Annotated in this window: 11 protein-coding genes and 1 pseudogene; 3 read left to right on the top strand and 9 right to left on the bottom strand. The window is 69.1% G+C overall.

Annotation, left to right across the window (positions count from 1 at the left end; genetic code table 11):
- The first annotated feature begins 320 nt into the window (after positions 1-320).
- The 3 genes and pseudogenes from HKK72_RS14710 (at position 321) to HKK72_RS42735 (ending at position 1,569) form a co-directional block, all read left to right on the top strand.
- A complete protein-coding gene (locus tag HKK72_RS14710; protein ID WP_187234910.1) occupies positions 321-614 on the top strand; it encodes a hypothetical protein in 294 nt (97 codons plus the stop codon).
- A gap of 231 nt (positions 615-845) precedes the next feature.
- Positions 846-1,190, top strand: a pseudogene (locus tag HKK72_RS42740) (hypothetical protein); the annotation flags it as partial.
- On the top strand, positions 1,189-1,569 hold the full coding sequence (locus HKK72_RS42735; RefSeq protein WP_410050303.1) for an integrase core domain-containing protein: 381 nt from the start codon (positions 1,189-1,191) through the stop codon (positions 1,567-1,569). The pseudogene HKK72_RS42740 and the gene HKK72_RS42735, both read left to right, overlap by 2 nt.
- Before the next feature lie 435 nt (positions 1,570-2,004).
- Here HKK72_RS42735 and HKK72_RS14700 read toward each other — a convergent pair whose 3' ends face one another.
- The 9 genes from HKK72_RS14700 to HKK72_RS14660 form a co-directional block, all read right to left on the bottom strand.
- Positions 2,005-3,333: a protoporphyrinogen/coproporphyrinogen oxidase gene (locus tag HKK72_RS14700; RefSeq protein ID WP_261986822.1), complete on the bottom strand. Its 1,329-nt coding sequence runs from the start codon at positions 3,331-3,333 to the stop codon at positions 2,005-2,007.
- Between the two features lie 438 nt (positions 3,334-3,771).
- Complete coding sequence (locus HKK72_RS14695; RefSeq protein ID WP_187234907.1) at positions 3,772-3,948, bottom strand: hypothetical protein; 177 nt, start codon at positions 3,946-3,948, stop codon at positions 3,772-3,774.
- Positions 3,949-3,988: 40 nt separating this feature from the next.
- Positions 3,989-4,366: a hypothetical protein gene (locus tag HKK72_RS14690; protein ID WP_187234906.1), complete on the bottom strand. Its 378-nt coding sequence runs from the start codon at positions 4,364-4,366 to the stop codon at positions 3,989-3,991.
- Between the two features lie 1,244 nt (positions 4,367-5,610).
- On the bottom strand, positions 5,611-6,378 hold the full coding sequence (locus HKK72_RS14685; protein WP_187234905.1) for a sulfite exporter TauE/SafE family protein: 768 nt from the start codon (positions 6,376-6,378) through the stop codon (positions 5,611-5,613).
- Between the two features lie 142 nt (positions 6,379-6,520).
- Positions 6,521-7,123, bottom strand: a complete 603-nt coding sequence (locus HKK72_RS14680; RefSeq protein ID WP_187234904.1) for a rhodanese-like domain-containing protein — start codon at positions 7,121-7,123, stop codon at positions 6,521-6,523.
- Positions 7,120-8,520 carry an MBL fold metallo-hydrolase gene (locus HKK72_RS14675; protein WP_315987255.1) on the bottom strand — a complete coding sequence of 467 codons (1,401 nt, stop codon included), beginning with the start codon at positions 8,518-8,520 and terminating at the stop codon, positions 7,120-7,122. Before HKK72_RS14675 ends, HKK72_RS14680 begins: the two co-directional genes overlap by 4 nt.
- A 164-nt stretch (positions 8,521-8,684) precedes the next feature.
- Positions 8,685-8,951 carry a metal-sensitive transcriptional regulator gene (locus HKK72_RS14670; protein WP_187234903.1) on the bottom strand — a complete coding sequence of 89 codons (267 nt, stop codon included), beginning with the start codon at positions 8,949-8,951 and terminating at the stop codon, positions 8,685-8,687.
- 236 nt (positions 8,952-9,187) lie between these two features.
- Positions 9,188-14,182 carry a DNA repair ATPase gene (locus HKK72_RS14665; RefSeq protein ID WP_315987254.1) on the bottom strand — a complete coding sequence of 1,665 codons (4,995 nt, stop codon included), beginning with the start codon at positions 14,180-14,182 and terminating at the stop codon, positions 9,188-9,190.
- A 70-nt stretch (positions 14,183-14,252) separates the two neighbouring features.
- The gene (locus tag HKK72_RS14660) at positions 14,253-16,280 is read right to left on the bottom strand and encodes an SPFH domain-containing protein (protein ID WP_187234902.1); all 2,028 of its coding nucleotides are present in this window, start codon (positions 16,278-16,280) and stop codon (positions 14,253-14,255) included.
- Positions 16,281-16,324: the final 44 nt, after the last annotated feature.

Here is a 16,324-nt window from a genome sequence, read left to right as displayed (position 1 = left end):
ATCTCTCTCCTGCCGCGACCAGTAGGCGAGGACCTGCGCGGCGCCCTCGACGAGCCAAGCGTCGAGCATGGCCGGGACCCAGTCCGGCTCTGTCCGCCCGTACTCGCGCTCTGCTTCGGATCAGCCCTCTCGCCTTGTGGCCAACGGGATAATCCGGCCGTGCCGCCTACCTTGCTGCCGGTCGCCCCCCTCTCTGTCAGACTGCTGTGGGACGTGGGACGAGTGAGTCCTTTTGGTACGTAGCGGGGTGAGACGGGACGATCGCGACAGTGACGATGACTCTCTCCGACCAAGCCGCCATGACCGGGCAGGATGGTCGGGTGACCGATGAGCAGCCGGGCCGACCCAAGCGGCGGACGTTCACCAAGGCCTCCAAGGCACGGATCCTTGCGGCCTTCGACGCCCTTCCCGAAGGCAGCCCCGAGCGTGGTGCGCTGCTGCGCTCCGAGCGGCTGTACCACTCCCACATCGAGCACTGGCGTAAGCAGGCCGAGAACGGGACCTTGGCCGCCACGACCGGCAAGCCGAAAAGGACGCCGACTCTGAGGAACTGGCCGCTTTGCGGGCTGAGATCAAAAGCTCAAGGCCGAGGCCGCCAGGCTCGAGTCCCGTAACCAGAAACTGACCAGAGGACTCGGCAGGACCAAGACCGCGCTCGATATCGCGGGAAAAGCATTCGCGCTGCTTCAGGACATCTCAAGCAGCGCGGACTCCGACGTGAGCTGAACCGCGTCCTGGACGAGCATTTCCCCGCCCTGGAAGAGTCGGTCGGCACGGTCCGGGCGCGCCGGCTTCTGGGGAGGTCGCGGGCCACCTTGCACCGGCACCGCAACCCCCGCCCACCCGTGCACGGCCCGCGCCGGCCGTTTCACCACCCCGCAGAATTGTCGGATGCCGAGCGCGAGCGGGTGCTGGCGGTGCTGAACTCGCCGCGGTTCGCCGACAAGTCGCCGGGCCAGGTGTGGGCGGTCCTGCTGGACGAGGACGTCTACCTGTGCTCCCACCGGAAAGTCGTGCACTGGGAGATCTGGCCCACCGAGAACGGCACCCTGGCCAAGGAGTTCCTGACCAACGCCATCGCGGCCAACGGCGGTATCAGGCCCGCCTCGATCCACGCTGACCGCGGTACGTCCATGACCTCCAACACCGTCACCGGCCTGCTCGCACTCCTCGGTATCGACCAATCCCATTCCCGGCCGCACGTGTCCAACGACAACCCGTACTCTGAAGCGCAGTTCAAAACACTCAAGTACTGCCCGGCGTTCCCCGGGAAAGTTCGGGTCCATCGAAGACGCCAACGTCTTCTGTACCCAATTCTTCATCTATTACAACAACGAACACCGCCATTCCGGGATCGGAATGCACACCCCTACGTCGGTGCACGACGGCACCGCTGCGGCAATCCAGGCCCGGCGTATCGCAACCCTCCATGAGGCCTTCCTGGCCCACCCTGAGCGGTTCCGCGGCCGGCGCCCCTATCCGCCGCCACTGCCGACCAAGATGTGGATCAACCAGCCACCAACGACACCGAAGAGCGACACCTCACCGCAAACCACGCAAGTAGCCTGACGTCTCAACAGGTTTGACAGCTTCCGCCGGCAGCACGCCGAGTGAGTTTCTCGCTCGACGCCTGCCCGATCGCGGCGGTGTGTCCCTGCGGCTGAGCACCGCGCGCGGGTGACATTCGTCCAAGACGGGTGTCGATCTGCGGACCTAGCGTGGGCGAACCTCAAACCGACAGGAGCGCAAAATGGCCCAGCACACGCGAGCCATTGCCCCGAACATCTTCCCCGAATTGATCTACGACGACGCGCCAGCCGCACTCGGTTGCCCTGGTCGGCACCCGGATAGCGGGTCTTCGACCGGTGGCGGGCGACGAGCAGCTCGCGCTGCTGCGGATCCTGGTCGACCGTCGGGTCGCCGCGGAACTGATCAGCGACCTCGAGCGGGTCTACCGGCGTTCCAAGGACGCCGACAAGGAGCTCAAGGAACTGGTCGCCCGACTCAGCCGGCGTGATCGGCGATCAGCCGGTCAGCGGCCCAGCGGCCGTTGTAAGCGGCAGAGTCGGTCCAGGGGAAGTTGAGGTAGTCTCCGGCCAGCAGTACCGGGCTCGCGGAGGGCAGCCGGTCGCGGTAGCGCTGCACCGCCGCGCCGTGCCCGACCGGAATGTAGGGCATGGCCTCATGCCAGCGCGTCACCTGGCTGGCGATGACCCGGTCGGCCAGCCCCGGCAGCCAGGGCGCCACTGCGTCGACGGCCGCGGCGCGGACCTCACCGTCATCGGCGTCCGTCAACCGCCGCGCGGCGTCCTGCCGGAACATGACGGTGAGCACCTCACCCGCGGCGGTGGCGTCGGCGCGCGAGTAGACGGCGATCGCCGCCAGCGGGGACGGTGAGCTCGGCGTGACCAGGACGCCGTAGGCACCGCCCAGTTCGTCATCCGCCAGTGGCTCGGCCAGGGCCAGCCCGGCGAGCAGCCCGCAGCTGTAGGGGGTACGCAAAACCGCGGCCTCGTCCGGAGTGGGGTCTGGCAGCATCCTCGTGGTCGGGCCCGCCGGGGTCGCGATCATCACTGCGTCGGCCTCCCGTGGGCCGCGGGAGGTGGTGATGGTGACGCGCCCGCCTGGGGAATCCGGCCGTTCGACGCGTTCGACCCGGACGTCGTACTCGACGTCCAGCTTCGCGGCCAGGGCCGTGGTGAGCGTTCCCAGCCCGCCGCGCAGCGTGTAGGCCGAGGAGGCTCGGGCCAAGAAGGCCGTCAGCGCCCCCGGCAGCGCGGCGCTGTTGGCGGCCAGCTCTTGGAAGAAGAGGCCGTGAACCGTCAGGGAGGTCACCCGATGGGCCACGCCGAACCCGAAGCGCGCCTGCGCCCATTCCAGCCCGCTGTGGCCATCCAGATCACTCCAGCGGCCGAGGTCATTCGTCGAGCGGGCGGCCAGTTTCCGTGTGGCCCATTGTCCCCGTGCCGCCGGGATGACGTCCCGGACCCGCAGCAGCCCACCGGACAGCAGGGACTGCGGGCGGTCGGTGTCGAACCACCATGACCGGTCGCCGTCCACCGCCATGGTCCGTCCGGAGACCTTGACGAACTGGTCGGCCAGCCCAAGCGTTCGCAGCAACTCGGGGATGATCTCGTAGCCGGTGGACAGGAACTGCGCGCCCCGCTCCATCAGCCCACCGCCCACCGCTTGCGTGGACATCCGCCCGCCGGGACCGTGCTCCGCTTCGAGCACGCTCACCTGCAGCCCGGCCGCAGCCAGCCGGTGCGCGGCGGTCAGGCCGGCGATACCCGCGCCTACGACGATCACCTGGTCCGAACGAACACTGCGCATGCGACCCGCCATCCTCCGCGCTGATCCTCACGGCCGACCACGCAGAACCGCCAGAATTGCGCTCAAGCCCCGCCGGGTACCGGCCGTATCCATGTCCCGCGGACAGTAGACCCTGCGGGTGCCGCAAATCCTATCCATCACCTGCGACCTGCATTTATTCGAGAACAGCTACGATCGGCGCACGGGCGCCCCAAAGATGACCCGTCGTGCTGCTGCGACTTCCTTATCTGGCACTCACAAGCGTGTTCACCTATACGGGTACTGCTGATGAGTGACACCGACAAGGCGGACACACTGGCGCCATCGCCTACCGTCCGTGACGCTTCGTTCAGAGCAGGCCCGTACCCACGAGCACCAAGCACGCGCCCCTGTCCGCCACCGGCCGCCCACCCACCACGCCCCACACACCCCATCACAGTGCGTACGAGGGGTCGGACACTACGGGCGGCGCTTCGCGCCGTCGTCGGCCGCTGCGGACGGTCCGCCGCGTGCACGCGCGCCGCACAACCGCTCCAGCCCTGCGGGGAGGACCACCGGCACCCGCGCCGAATCGGTGGCGTGACCGCCTACCGTGACGCGGGCACCGGCCGCCGTGGCGGGCAGAGCGATCTTCATCTCTGCCCGGGTCGGCGGTCCCGGGGGGCATGGCCGCCGGTCAGGACGTGACGGGCAGGAACGCGTCCACGGGCAGTTCCTTGAGGTTGCTGATCGTGTGGTCGCGTTTGGTGGAGTCCAGCCACGCTATGGCCACGTCACCAGGCTGGAACGTGTCCGGGTCGTAGCGGAAGAAGACGGAATCGAGGAGGACTCGGAACTTCTGCCCGGCCGGGACCGTGCCCGAGCCGATATTGATCTCGCTCGTGTTCTGGTCGAACCGCCTGACCTGTTCCGGCTGGTATAGCCCCTCCAGGGGGTGGTCTGTTCCCCCGAGCGAAATTCCGTAGGCCGCGATGCCGCCGATGCAGTAGTTCGGGTGTCCCTGTACCGGGAACGTGCAGTCCTGGGCGCCCGCCCTGACCCGGCCGGCGCTCACCGCGTCTTTCCTGTAAGCCAGGAACCAACCGGTGTGCAGGCCCCCCGTGAACTCGCGGTTGCCCCAGTCGGGGCCGGTCGTGCCGTTAAGGTCGCAGTGGTCGATGCGGAACCGGTGGCGGAGGTACTGCGGTCGGGAGCGGGTGAGGCCTTCGGCATGCCCTCACTCCGATGCAACCTGCGGATCTCCTTGTAGAGGTCGGCCTTGTCGCTGGGGTCCGCTTCTTAGAAGACCTGGGCGAGCCCGCCCAGGTCTTCTAAGAGTTCAGTGATCTCCTCGGTGGAGAGACGCGCGCTCGTCGGGGTGCTCCTCAGTTCACCTTCTGCCCGTGCTCGCTCTTGCTTGGTGGCGTTGATTCAGCCGCTGACTTCGAGGGGGTCTGCGCCCGTCGTGTGGGGCCGAGTTCGGTGATGAGCCACTGGTCGACTTTGGGAAGGACCCGGATCCTGATGCGGTTGCGTTCGCCTTTGCTGAGGCCCCCGAAGACTCCCGTGATCATGTCGTGGGCTTCGTTGGCCGGGTCGATCGTCCTCCGACTTCGGGGACCCACAGTGGCACGAGGAAGTGTTCGAAGATCGGAAAAGTGAGGCCGTACTGGTTGCTCTGCACAAGCCCCTGACCAGGCACTTCCCGTCTCCTGGCGCCCGCCGTCCCTCAGCCCGGCCTGCGGACACCGAGGCGTGCCGTGGTTCTGCTGCTTGGGCATGGTGGCCTTCAACTGGTTCGGGTGGTGGTCGTGGGACTGATAGAGGACGAAGCTGTGGCCGCGGTTCGGCGCATAGAGCAGTCGGCCCCGGGGAAGCACCACGTCCACGCCCACGCGACGTCCAGGCCGAGGCCGAGACGGGCTGACGGCGTTGCCCCAGAGGTCCATGGCGCGCATATATTCGCATTCTTGAGAGGTGATGGTCTGCGCGGAGGCAGGTGATTTCACTGTGCCGCCCGACGGCGCGCCTGGCATCGTAATTGCACCAGCAGGTCGTCTCGAGGCCGTCTTGCGACTGAGTATTCGCGCCGGTCGGATCCGAGCCATCGACGTCATCGGTGACACACGCCGGCTCGCCTCCATCGCCGTGACCCTCCCAGGCCGAATCCGATCCGCGGTCCCCCTCATCCCAGCGGCTGACACTGACACGGAAGAGCGGAAGGCATGATCGTGGAGACGCGCTGGTCAGCCCAGCGGGAAGCCGAGGGCACGTCCGGCCTTGCGCAACCCGTCCCGTGCGGTCGGATGCGCGACACGATCAACGATTGAGCAGGGCCTGGACCGCCACGAACGCGGCGACGGCGAAGACCAGGTAGGCGAACCAGCGGCGCAGCCGGTCGGCCGGTAGCCGGGCGGCGACCCGGGCCGCAGTGATAGAGCCGACGGTGGCGGCCAGGGTGAATACGGCCGCGATCCGGTAGTCCAGGACGGCGTCGCCGGCGTGGGCGGCGAACCCGGCTACCGAGTTGGTCACGATGATGACCAGGGAGGTGCCGACCGCGACGGTCATCGGCAGGCCGAGCAGCAGAACGAGGGCGGGGATGATGAGGAACCCGCCGCCGACGCCGAACAGGCCGGTGAAGAACCCGACCACCACCCCGGCGCCGACAGCTTTGGGTAGGCAGCCGCGCCAGTTCACCCCGCCGCCGGGCAGGGCGCAGTCCCCACCGACGGTGGCCTGTTCGCGCAGCATCCCCGCCCCGGCGGCGACCATCAGCGCCGCGAACCCGACCAGCACCGCGCGGGGGTCCACTAGGCGGTTGACCGTAGCGCCGCCGAATGCGGCCGCGGCGCCGGCGGAGCCGAAGACCGCGGCGATCCGCCACTGCACCTGCCCGGCGCGTAGCCGGGGCAGCACGGCGGTGGCCGAGGAGATCCCGACGACGAGCAGGGAGGTCGGCACGGCCGCGCGCAGCGGCAGCCCGACGCCGTAGACCAGGGCCGGCACGGCCAGGATCGACCCGCCACCACCGAGCAGCCCGAGCAGCACCCCGATCAAAGCACCCAGGACGAGCGCGGCGGTCACGTCCGACCTCGCCGCGTTGGTTGCACGCGGTTCACGCCGCTTCGCCGGGTGCTTGCAGCCGACCGGGGATCTCCCGGGTGCGTTCACCACCGGCGGAGCCGGTGAGCACAGCGGCGGCGATGGTGAGCGCGAGCATGCCGCCTCACCGCCTGTCTCTGGCCAGGGCCGCCACGACGGTGTCGAGGTCGGTACGTGGGCCGCGGTTATAGGGCAGCTTGGCCAGCAGCATCCCCATCGCGCAGGTGTTCGACACCGCGGCAAAGGTCAACCCGGCGCCGATGGCGGCGGCGAGCCACTTCGCCGGCGGGAACACCACACTGGCCAAGACCGCCGTCAAGACGATGGAGCCGGCGACGAGGCGGACCTGGCGTTCGAGGTCCCAGCGGACGCGGCCGTGGCGCACCGGGGCGCCGGCGGCCTGCCAGGCGGTGATCCCCCCGTCGAGGACCCGCAGGTACGACAGGCCGGCGGCGGCCAGGGCCTGCTCGGCCCGGGCGGCGCGCTGTCCGGAGCGGCAGATGAGCACCATCGGCTCGTGGAGGTGCTGGCACAGTTCGTCGCGGTGCTCGCGTAGCACGCTGAGTGGCACGTTGCAGGAGCCGGGGATGTGCACGGTGTCGAACTCGCCCGGGGTCCGCACGTCGATCAGCCGCAACCCCGCCCTGGCCTCCACAAGTTGCCGCAGCCCGGCGACGTCCAGTCTGTTCCGCTCTGAAGCGGTGGTGGTCTGCTTGTCGGTGATCATTGGTGGTTCTCCTCAGGCGTGACGATGGGCAGGCCGGCGTCGGCTGCCTCGGCGTAGGCGTCGTCGATGTGCACCATCCGCCGGCCGGCGCGGGCCAGCAGGCTGGTAGCGGCGGCGGCCCGGTAGCCAGAGCCGCAGTGCACCCACACCGTCCCGGCCGGCACCTCGTCCAGGCGGGCGGGCAGTTCGGGTAGCGGGATGTGCACGGCACCGTCGATGTGGCCGGCGCGCCACTCGTTGCCCATCCGCACGTCGAGGACGACGTCGGGGGCGGGCAGCCCATGCGGCGTTCGGCCGTCGCGCGCGGCGGCCAGCTCGACGAACGTCGCCGTGGCGAGTTCACCCAGGCGGGTGTCATCGCCGTTGTCCCAGGACTCAGGGGTGCCGGTCGCCATGGCGGCCGGGCGTTCGATGCCGATGCGGGCCAGCTCGCGCTGGGCGGCGGCGACCTGCTCGGCGGACTCGCCGAGCAGGGTGATCGGCGCCCCCCACGGGGCCATCCAGCCCAGCCAGGTCGCCATCGGCCCGTCCAGGCCGAAGCTCAGGGTGCCGGTCAGGTGCCGGTGGGCGAACGCCTTGCGGGAGCGCAGGTCCACCACCCACTCCCCGGCCTCGATCCGGGTCCGCAGCTCGGCCGCGTCGGCCGGCCGGGCGGGGGTGAGGTCGATCAGGTCGGCGCCGGCAGTATTGCGGGCGCCCATGTGGGCGTAGTAGGCGGGGTAGGCGTCCAGTCCGGCCAGGGTCTGGGTGACGAAGTCGTCGGCCTCCAGCCGCAGCGCCGGGTTGACACTCTTCTCCCGTCCAATTGTCGAGGCCGGTGCGTCGGACTGGGTGGCCGAGCAGAAGCTGCCGAACCCATGCGTCGGCCAGACCTGCGCGCCGTCGGGCAGCAGATCAGCCAGCCGCCGAACCGAGGCGTGCTGGGCATGGGCCAGGGTGTGGGCGTGCTGGGTGCCCAGCAGGTCGGTGCGGCCGGTGGTGCCGAACAGCAGCGACCCGCCGGTGAACACCCCCACCGGCCCGTCCGGGCCGTCCAGCACATACGACAGGTGGTGGAAGGTATGTCCCGGGGCGGCCACGACGGCCAGACGCATCGCCGGGGACACGGCGATCGCGTCGCCGTCGCTTACGGGGACCCGCTCGAAGGCGACCTCGTCGGCCGCCGCCACCAGGTACGCCGCCCCCGTCACCTTGGCCAGGGCCAGACCGCCGGAGACATAGTCGTTGTGCAGGTGGGTCTCGGCCACGTAGGTGATGCGAACGCCCAGCCGGCCGGCCATGGCCAGGATGCGGTCGATGTCGCGTTGCGGGTCGATGACCACCGCGACCTGCCCGTCGTAGGCCAGGTAGCTGCGATCCCCCAGAGAGGAGGTCTCGACCGTCTCGATCTGAATCACAGGTGCTCCTTATGCCGTACCCCGTAGGGTATCTAGCCTCGAAATGAAACCGCCGACGCCGGCATGCGACGCGGGCCGTGCAGCCGACGGCGTCGCATGCCGCCGTCCAGGGTTGGGCACTCAATCCGACCTGGGCGAGCTGGGGGCGTCGACGGTGACGGTTGTCAGGCGAGGGACAAGAACAAGCGCTCGAGCTCGGCCTCGTTCAACCGGCGCTCACCGCCGTCGTCTTCGATCATGCACTGCCGCATTCCCGTGGCGATGATCTTGAAGCCGGCGCGATCCAGCGCCCGGGAGGCGGCGGCGAGCTGCGTCACCACCTCTGAGCAGTCCCGGCCTTCCTCGATCATGCGGATGATGCCGCCGACCTGCCCCTGGACCCGATTGAGCCGGACGAGCACATCAGCGAGCCGATCGGCGTTCACTTCCATCGTCTCTCCACTTCATAGTACCCCCGGGGGTATCGGGTCAGGATAGCCGACATTGTTCCCCGCCTGGCAACCCAGGCCACCCGGCGGCGGGTGGCCGGCCGGCGGGTTCCGATCCGGCCAGGAGGACGTACAGCGCTGGAAGGTGGGCCAGGATGCGGCCCTCGCGGATGTAGAGGTTTTTCGGCCGGTCGGGATCGGGTCTGGAGGCGCTGGTGTGGCCGTGCCGGCACCACCCATCAGGTCTGCTCGATTCTGCGGTCGAAGCCGTCGATGACGGTGGTCCGGTGGAAGTTGCGATTGTCGGCGGATCTCTCGGAGGCGACTTCGATCGCCGTCCCGATGGCGGCCACCTCGTCGGCGAGCAGGCCGATAGCGCCGACGGCACGGGTAATCGCGTCGTCGTGGTCGCCGCGGAGAGCCTGGGAGCGCTGGTAGGCGGTCTTCACCTGGGTCCAGCGCTCGGTTTGCTCGGGTGTCAGGGTGCCGCGGAGTTCGGCGAGTTTGAGCAGGTTGGCCTCAGCGCCGGAGGTGAGGGTCTGCGCCTCGCCCAGGTAGTGGTCGTCGATGAAGGTTTGCAGTTCGTCGTCGCTGGTGACCGGGAGGACCCGTTCGGCCACCTTGTTCATGTCGCGGTAAGAACCCTGGAGCCGAAATGGTGGCTCTGTGCGGGAGACGTCGGCTTGGGCGGCAGAGGCGATGTAGGCGCGGTTGACCGTCAGGATGACCTCTCGGACGTGCAGCAGCTTGCGCAGGACGGACAGGATCTGGTCCAGCTCGGTCTGCGGGTAGGGGTGTGCGAGCAGGTCGGGCCGTACGGCCTGGTCTCCGGCGGCGAGCCGGACGAGCAGTTCGATGTCCTCGCGGTCGTGGGTGGACAGCGGGGCCAGCACCGGGTTGGAGGTGAGGGCGTTCTCGATGTAGCTGAGCGCGAACAGATCGTGCTTGCCGGATAGGACGTCGCCGATGTTCCAGACATCGGCGCGGTTGGCGAGCATGTCGGGGATGTGAAAGCGCTGCCCGGACTCGGTGTAGGGATTGCCGGCCATGCACACGGCGAAGCGTTTGCCGCGCAGGTCGTAGGTCCGGGTCTTGCCCTCCCAGACGCCTTCGATGCGGCGCTGGGCGTCGCAGAGCGGGATGAACTTCTGCAGCAGCTCGGGTGAGGTGTGCTGGATGTCATCGAGGTGGAGCAGCACGTTGTTGCCCATTTCCAGGGCGAGATTGATCTTCTCTACCTCCTGGCGCGCGGTGGCGTCGGGGGCCTTGGCGGGGTCGAGTGAGGTGACGGCGTGGCCGAGCGCGGGGCCGTTGACCTTGACGAAGATCAGGCCGAGCCGGTGGGCCACGTACTCCATCAGAGTGGTCTTGCCATAGCCGGGCGGGGAGATCAACAGCAGCATGCCCATCTGATCGGTGCGCTTGGCGTCGCCGGACGCGCCGAGCTGCTTGGCCAGGTTGTCGCCGATGAGCGGCAGGTAGACCGCGTCGACCAGCCGGTTACGTACGAACGCGCTCATCACGTGCGGCCGGTACTCGTGCAGCCGGAGCCGCCTCTGCTCTACGGTGACCAGTTCGTTGCGGTGGCGCTGATGGGCACGGAACGCCGGGACGTCCTCGGTGCGGAACCGGCGGGTGCGGGCGAGGACCTCGTCCAAGCGCAGTTCGAGGCGGCGGCCTTCCATGCGCGGGTGGGTACCGAGCAACTCCTCGACGACGGCCGCCGGGGGTGCGGCGACCTCGTAGCGGGTGAGGGCGCCGCACAGCAGCAGCGCGATGGTCTCCGGCAGGTCGTGGGAGGTGCCGGCGAACGAGCGCAGCCATGCCTCGACGAGCTGGTGGCGGGCGCTGAGCGCGCCGGCGCCGAGGCCGGTCAGGTCCGCTTCGAATTCCCGGTGGGAGTCGCCGAGGGCTCGGCGGAACCCGTCGAGCAGCGTGCGGGCGGCGGCACTGGTCGCGAAACCGGCGGGGGCGGCCGCCAGTTCCTCCACCAGATACTCACCGGCGAGATCCGGGTCCGCCGGCACCGGGCCGTCGAAGTCGGTGATGGCGGCCGTCAGCTCCGCGGCGAGGGCGGTGACGGCATCGGAGCGGCCGAACAGACAGCGGGCTCGGACGAGTGACGCGGCGCGCGTCGTCCAGGCGGCCCGGGCCGGTTCGCCGGCACCGTACGCCCAGAAGATCTGGGCGGCGGCCCGCGCGTCCGCCGGGTAGCGCAGCAGTCCGGCCTGTGCGTGCAAGCGGAGGAGCGTCGCCAGGATCGCGGTGGCGTCGTGGTCGTGGACGCCGCGTTCATAGCCTTCGTCGTAGCGGGTGGCCGCCATCGAGCGCACCAGCTCGAGCAGCCGGGACTCGGATTGGGCCGCGCCGTGCAGCTCGTCGAGAGGGGTGTCCTGGAGGATCGAGGCGGCCAGGTACTCGGCGCGGTAGACCTCGGCCGTCTCGGAGACCAGGCTCTGGTCCCAGAACCGCCGGCTCGCGGCGAAGGCCTCGTCCCGTACGGGTGAGCGGTAGTCGGTGCCGGTGACGGTGAAGGCCAAGGTGCCCTGGTGCGGAACGAGCGTGAGTTCGATCGGCTGGGTGTTGACCGCGAAGTGGTGCCTGCCGAGCCGGATGGTGTCGCCGCCGTCGGAGTACAGGTCGAGGTGGTCGCGCAGGGACAGGCCGGCCTCCTGGCGGGCAGACTTGATCCGGCCTTCCAGCTCCTCGGCGCGTACCGGTTCGCCGAGGGAGCGCAACTCGCCGGCTACCGTGCGGAGCCGCGCCACCATGGCGTCGGTGGCGAAGTAGGTGTTGACCTCCTCCAGTGAGCCCAGCCCGGTGACCCGGTGGCGCACGCCGGACAGGATGCGGTCGGCGGACTCGCTGAGACGGGCGGCACGGCGGGCGCGATCGTCCAGCAGGGACTGCTTGCGTGCGGAGAGCGCCTCGTAGACGTCGGTGCGCTTGGCCTCCAGCTCGGTGAGGTAGTCGTCGAAGTCGGCGAAGCGTGCCTCCAGCGTCTCCACCTGGAGCAGCAGCCTGCCGAGCCGCTCGTCGCAGCGTTCGGGGGTGTCGGCGGTGGCGATCGCCGCGCCGATGGCCTGGTCGAGCAGCGCGAACTCGGCCGCGAACTCCGCCCGCCTTTCGGCGCCGAGGAGTTCCCTGCGCCGGTTCTCCAGTACCGCCCGGGCCCGGTTGAGGCCGCCGAGGACCTCTCCGACCCGTTCCAGGATGGCGGTTCGGGCGGTCGCGTCCGTGAGGTCGAGGGTGCCGACGATCTGGATGACGACCTCCAATCCCTCGATCTGCGCGCTGAGCCGTTCGGCGACCGGTTCCGCGGCGGCGACGGTGGTGATGGCGCCGGCCTCTCCGGTGAGCCGTTCGACCTCCGCGTGCTCGTCGGCGAATGCTCCTTCGTCCTGCAGGAACTCGACGGTACGGAGGCCGGCCGCGTGCACTTCGGTGTCGAGCGTCGCGGCCAGTTCGTCGATGCGCGCGGTGTCGGCGTAGTGCAGCTCGCGTAGTGCCTCCAGCCGTCCCTGGCCGCGGCGCAGCTCGGCGAGCCGCGCCACCCAGCCGTCGGCGCTTTCCGGCATTTCGGCGTACGACCGCCGCACCGTCGCCTCGATCCGCTTGGCCGTCTCGTCCACGGCGGCGGCGGCCTGATCAGTGAGCGCCCGGACGTTCTCGTACTCGGTCAGGACCCGCTCAGCGGTGACGCGTACGTCCGCCAGCGGCGTCGCGAGATCGCTCAGCTCGCCCTGGCCGAGCCAGTGGTGACGGTCGGCGGCGCGCACGCAGGCGGCGATGAGGCCCTCGAACATTTCCGTGGACGGGGCCATCTCGGCGATCATCCGGGTGACGGACAGGCAGTCGGAGATCCCGCGCACCAGGTCGGCGTTGCCGACGCGTTCCAGCGCTCCGGTCCCGACCGGTTGCGCGGCGGCGTGCGCGTCGGAGACGTACGGCGTCTGCCATACCTGCATCGGGTGGACGCGGCTCGGCTCGTCGGTGAACGCCCGCAGCACCACCAGCGTGCCGTCGTCGAACAGCGAGAAGCCATGACAGGTGACGGGGGCGGCGACCTGTTCGCGGATCGCGTTGTAGGTCAGCAGCAGGGACCGGCCGTCGGCGCGGGCGTGGAAGACGTAGAGCACGTCCTCGCCGTTGGGCGAGCGCACGGTCCGTTCGAACTCCAGGTCGGTGACGTCGGTGTCGAACGTCTTGGTCACACCGGTGTCGAGGAGGTAGCCCCCCGGGAAGATGATGCCGTGGTCGCCCGGCAGCCGCCGGCACCCCTGGGCGATGCCGTCGAGCCGGACCACGTTCTTGGTGCGGGTGTTGAAGACCAGATACCGCCAGGCGATCTCGTTGTACGGGCGGATCCGCAGCAGGATCAGCGCTCCGACGCTGGCGTGGTGCACCTCGGCGTCGGCCAGGCTCTGCAACGGCTCGTCGACGGGCTCGCTGTAGATCCCCGAGCCGGTCTCGGTGTTGTCCTCGATCTTGACCGTCAGGGTGCCGCCGACCGTCTCGACGAAGACCTCGCCGCCGATCGAGATGTGCGGGTGGCGGCCGAGCACGTGGTCGTCACGGGTGGTCGCGATCCATTCGACGTCATGGGACGCCGGGAAGACATGGTCGCGTTCGCCTTGGTTGTCTTCGTACACGACGGTGCCGTCCGTGCCGACGCGCCAGCGCAGCACCCGGATGTCGGCCAGGCGCGGACCTGTCTGGAAGACGGCGAGGAGCCTGCCGTCCAGCAACCGCAGCTGCAGCAGGCGGGCCTGCCGGTAGTAGCGGTACATGTCGGCGAAGTCGCGCTGGAAGCGCGGGTCGTCCAACAGGCCCGGCACCGCTCCGGGCCCGGCGTCACCGAACGTGAAGGCCGTCCCGCCCTGGCCAGGGCGCTGCCGCGTGAGACGGTGCAGGGAGAAGACGTCCGTGACCTCCGACCCGGGCTTCAGGCCGAAGAACACGTTGTAGCCGAACAGCATCGTCTCGCCGAGCGCGACGATGTCGCGCGGGACGCAGTTGTGCTCGGTACGGATCCGTTCGGTCCCGATCAGTTGGAGTTCAGTGCCGCCGAAGACCGCCAAGCGGCCGGCGTTCAGCGTCTCGGCGCGCCGGGCGAGCTCGGCGGCGTGGTCGGCCAGCCGGGCACGCAGCACCTCATAGGTGCCGTGGTCGAGCCCGCCCTCGCCATCCGGCGCGGGATTCTCGTCGGCGGTGTCGATGACGGGCTCGTTCACGGAACTCTCCTCTGGTCGGTGCGCCTGTGTCACTACGCCTGTGTCACTACGCCTGTGTCAGTGCGCCCTGTCAGTGCGCGACCGAGTTGACGGTGGTCGGGGCGGGCGCTTCGGCGAGCCTCGTGTCGGCGACACCGATCCGCTGCGCGGTTTCCAGCAGCTCCCGCAGCCGCCCGGTCTCGGGACCGTCGGTCTTGATGAGCCGCATCAGCAGCGCCGACAACGTCAGGTCCCGTACACCGGCGGTATCGAGCGAGCCCAGTAGCCGGGACATGTCCCCGGTGAAGCTCGCTGACCCGTCCAGCCAGGGCCCGGCCAGTGTCTGCGCGACATCGGAGTGCTCGACGAACCCGTCCACGCTCTTGCCGAGCGCGATCGAGCCGACAAGCCGGTCGAAGAACACGCTGTCGCCGCCGACGATGCTGATGTCGGCCTGCTCGAGACCGGTCGCCAGCACTGTCGCCTGGGCTTCGGCGACCTGTCGCTGCACCTCGATGCCGGCCAGCCGGATGTCCTTCTCGGCCTCCAAGCGCAGCCGGTACTCCTCGTGCTGGCGGCTCGCGTCGTCCAGCGCCGCCATCGCGCCGGCCTTGTCGGTGAGCCCTTCGGCCTCGGCCTTCAGCTTCTCCCTGATGGCCATCGCCTCGGCCAGCGCGGTCTCCTGGGCGACCGCGGCGTGCGCGCGGCCGACCTTCTCGATGGCCTCGGCGTCCCGCTCGCGCACCTGGACCTCGGCGAGCCCGGCGGCGGCCGCTTCGGCCTGGACCCCCTCGGCCAGCCGGATCTTGGCGTGCGCGTCCAGCTCGGCGGTCTGCCGCCGGGCCTCGGCCAGGGTGAGCTCCTCACGTGCCTTGTGCTCGGCCGCGGCTTCCGCCGCTTCGGCCGCCTTGATGCCCTTGACCAGGTTCTCCTGAGCCTCCGCCTCGGCGTGGATGATGATCGACTGGCGAGCCCGCTCGGCCTCCTCGACCGTGCGCAGCCGCTTGATGTTCTCCTCCTGCTCGGCCACGGTCCGCTCCACCGCGATCCGCTCCCGGATCACTTCGGCGATCTCCCGCTTCTCGGCCTCGACCTCCTTGTTCGCCGAGATCCGGCTCAGCTCCGTCTCCCGCTCCCGGGCGATGACCTCCAGAAGGCGTTCCTTTTCGATGCGCTCGTTCTCGATCGCGATGACCCGCTCTTTGTTCTTCTCCGCGACCGCGACCTCCCGGTACTTGTTCTCGTGCTGGACGCCGAGTTGCTCGTCGGTGCGGATGTGCGCGGTCTGCGCGCGCAGCCGCTCCTCGGCCTTCACCCGGTCGATCTCGGCATGCTCACGAGCCCGTACGGTCTCGATCTCGCGCTGCTGCTTCAGCTCCGCGTCGGCCTGCCGCCGCTCCAGCTCCAAGATCACCTCACGCGCCTCCACGTTCTGGCGGGTGATCTCTTTCTCCTCGGTACGGGCGTGCTCGTTCGTCCGCACGTGCTGGATCGCGGTCAACTCGGTGATCTTCCGGATGCCTTGGGCGTCCAGGATGTTGGACTTGTCCAGCGACAGCAGCGGCGTCTGCTCCAGGTAGTCGATCGCCGCGTCCTCCAGGCTGTAGCCGTTCAGGTCGGTACCGATCACCTGGATGATGTGGTCGCGGAACTCGTTGCGGCGGGTGTAGAGATCCTCGAACTCCAAGTGCTTACCGACGGTCTTGAGCGCCTCAGAGAACTTGGCCGCGAACAGCTCCTGCAGCGTGTCCTGGTCACTGGCCCGCGCGGTACCGATCGCCTGAGCCACCTTGATGACGTCCTCGGCGGTCTTGTTCACCCGTACGAAGAACGTGATCCGGATATCGGCACGGATGTTGTCCTTGCAGATCAGGCCGTCGCGCCCGGTGCGTTCGATCTCGATGGTCTTCACCGAGATGTCCATCTGCTCGGACTTGTGCAGCACCGGCAGCACGACCGCGCCGGTGAAGGTGACGTCCACCTTCTTGAGCTTGGAAATGATCAGCGCCCGGCCCTGCTCGACCTTGCGGAACAGGCGGGTGACCACGAACGCCACAACAATGGCGACGAACAGCAGGAGCGCGATGAACACGCCGGCTCCTATGGTGATGGCATCCATCGAAGATCCCTGTCTATTGGGGGGATGGGCAAGGGGCGCGGGGA

The sequence above is a fragment of the Actinomadura sp. HBU206391 genome (assembly GCF_014323665.1).
Taxonomy (GTDB): Bacteria; Actinomycetota; Actinomycetes; order Streptosporangiales; family Streptosporangiaceae; genus Actinomadura_C.
The sequence above is the reverse complement of the archived record's forward strand: the minus strand, read 5'-3'. Positions and strand labels throughout refer to the sequence as shown.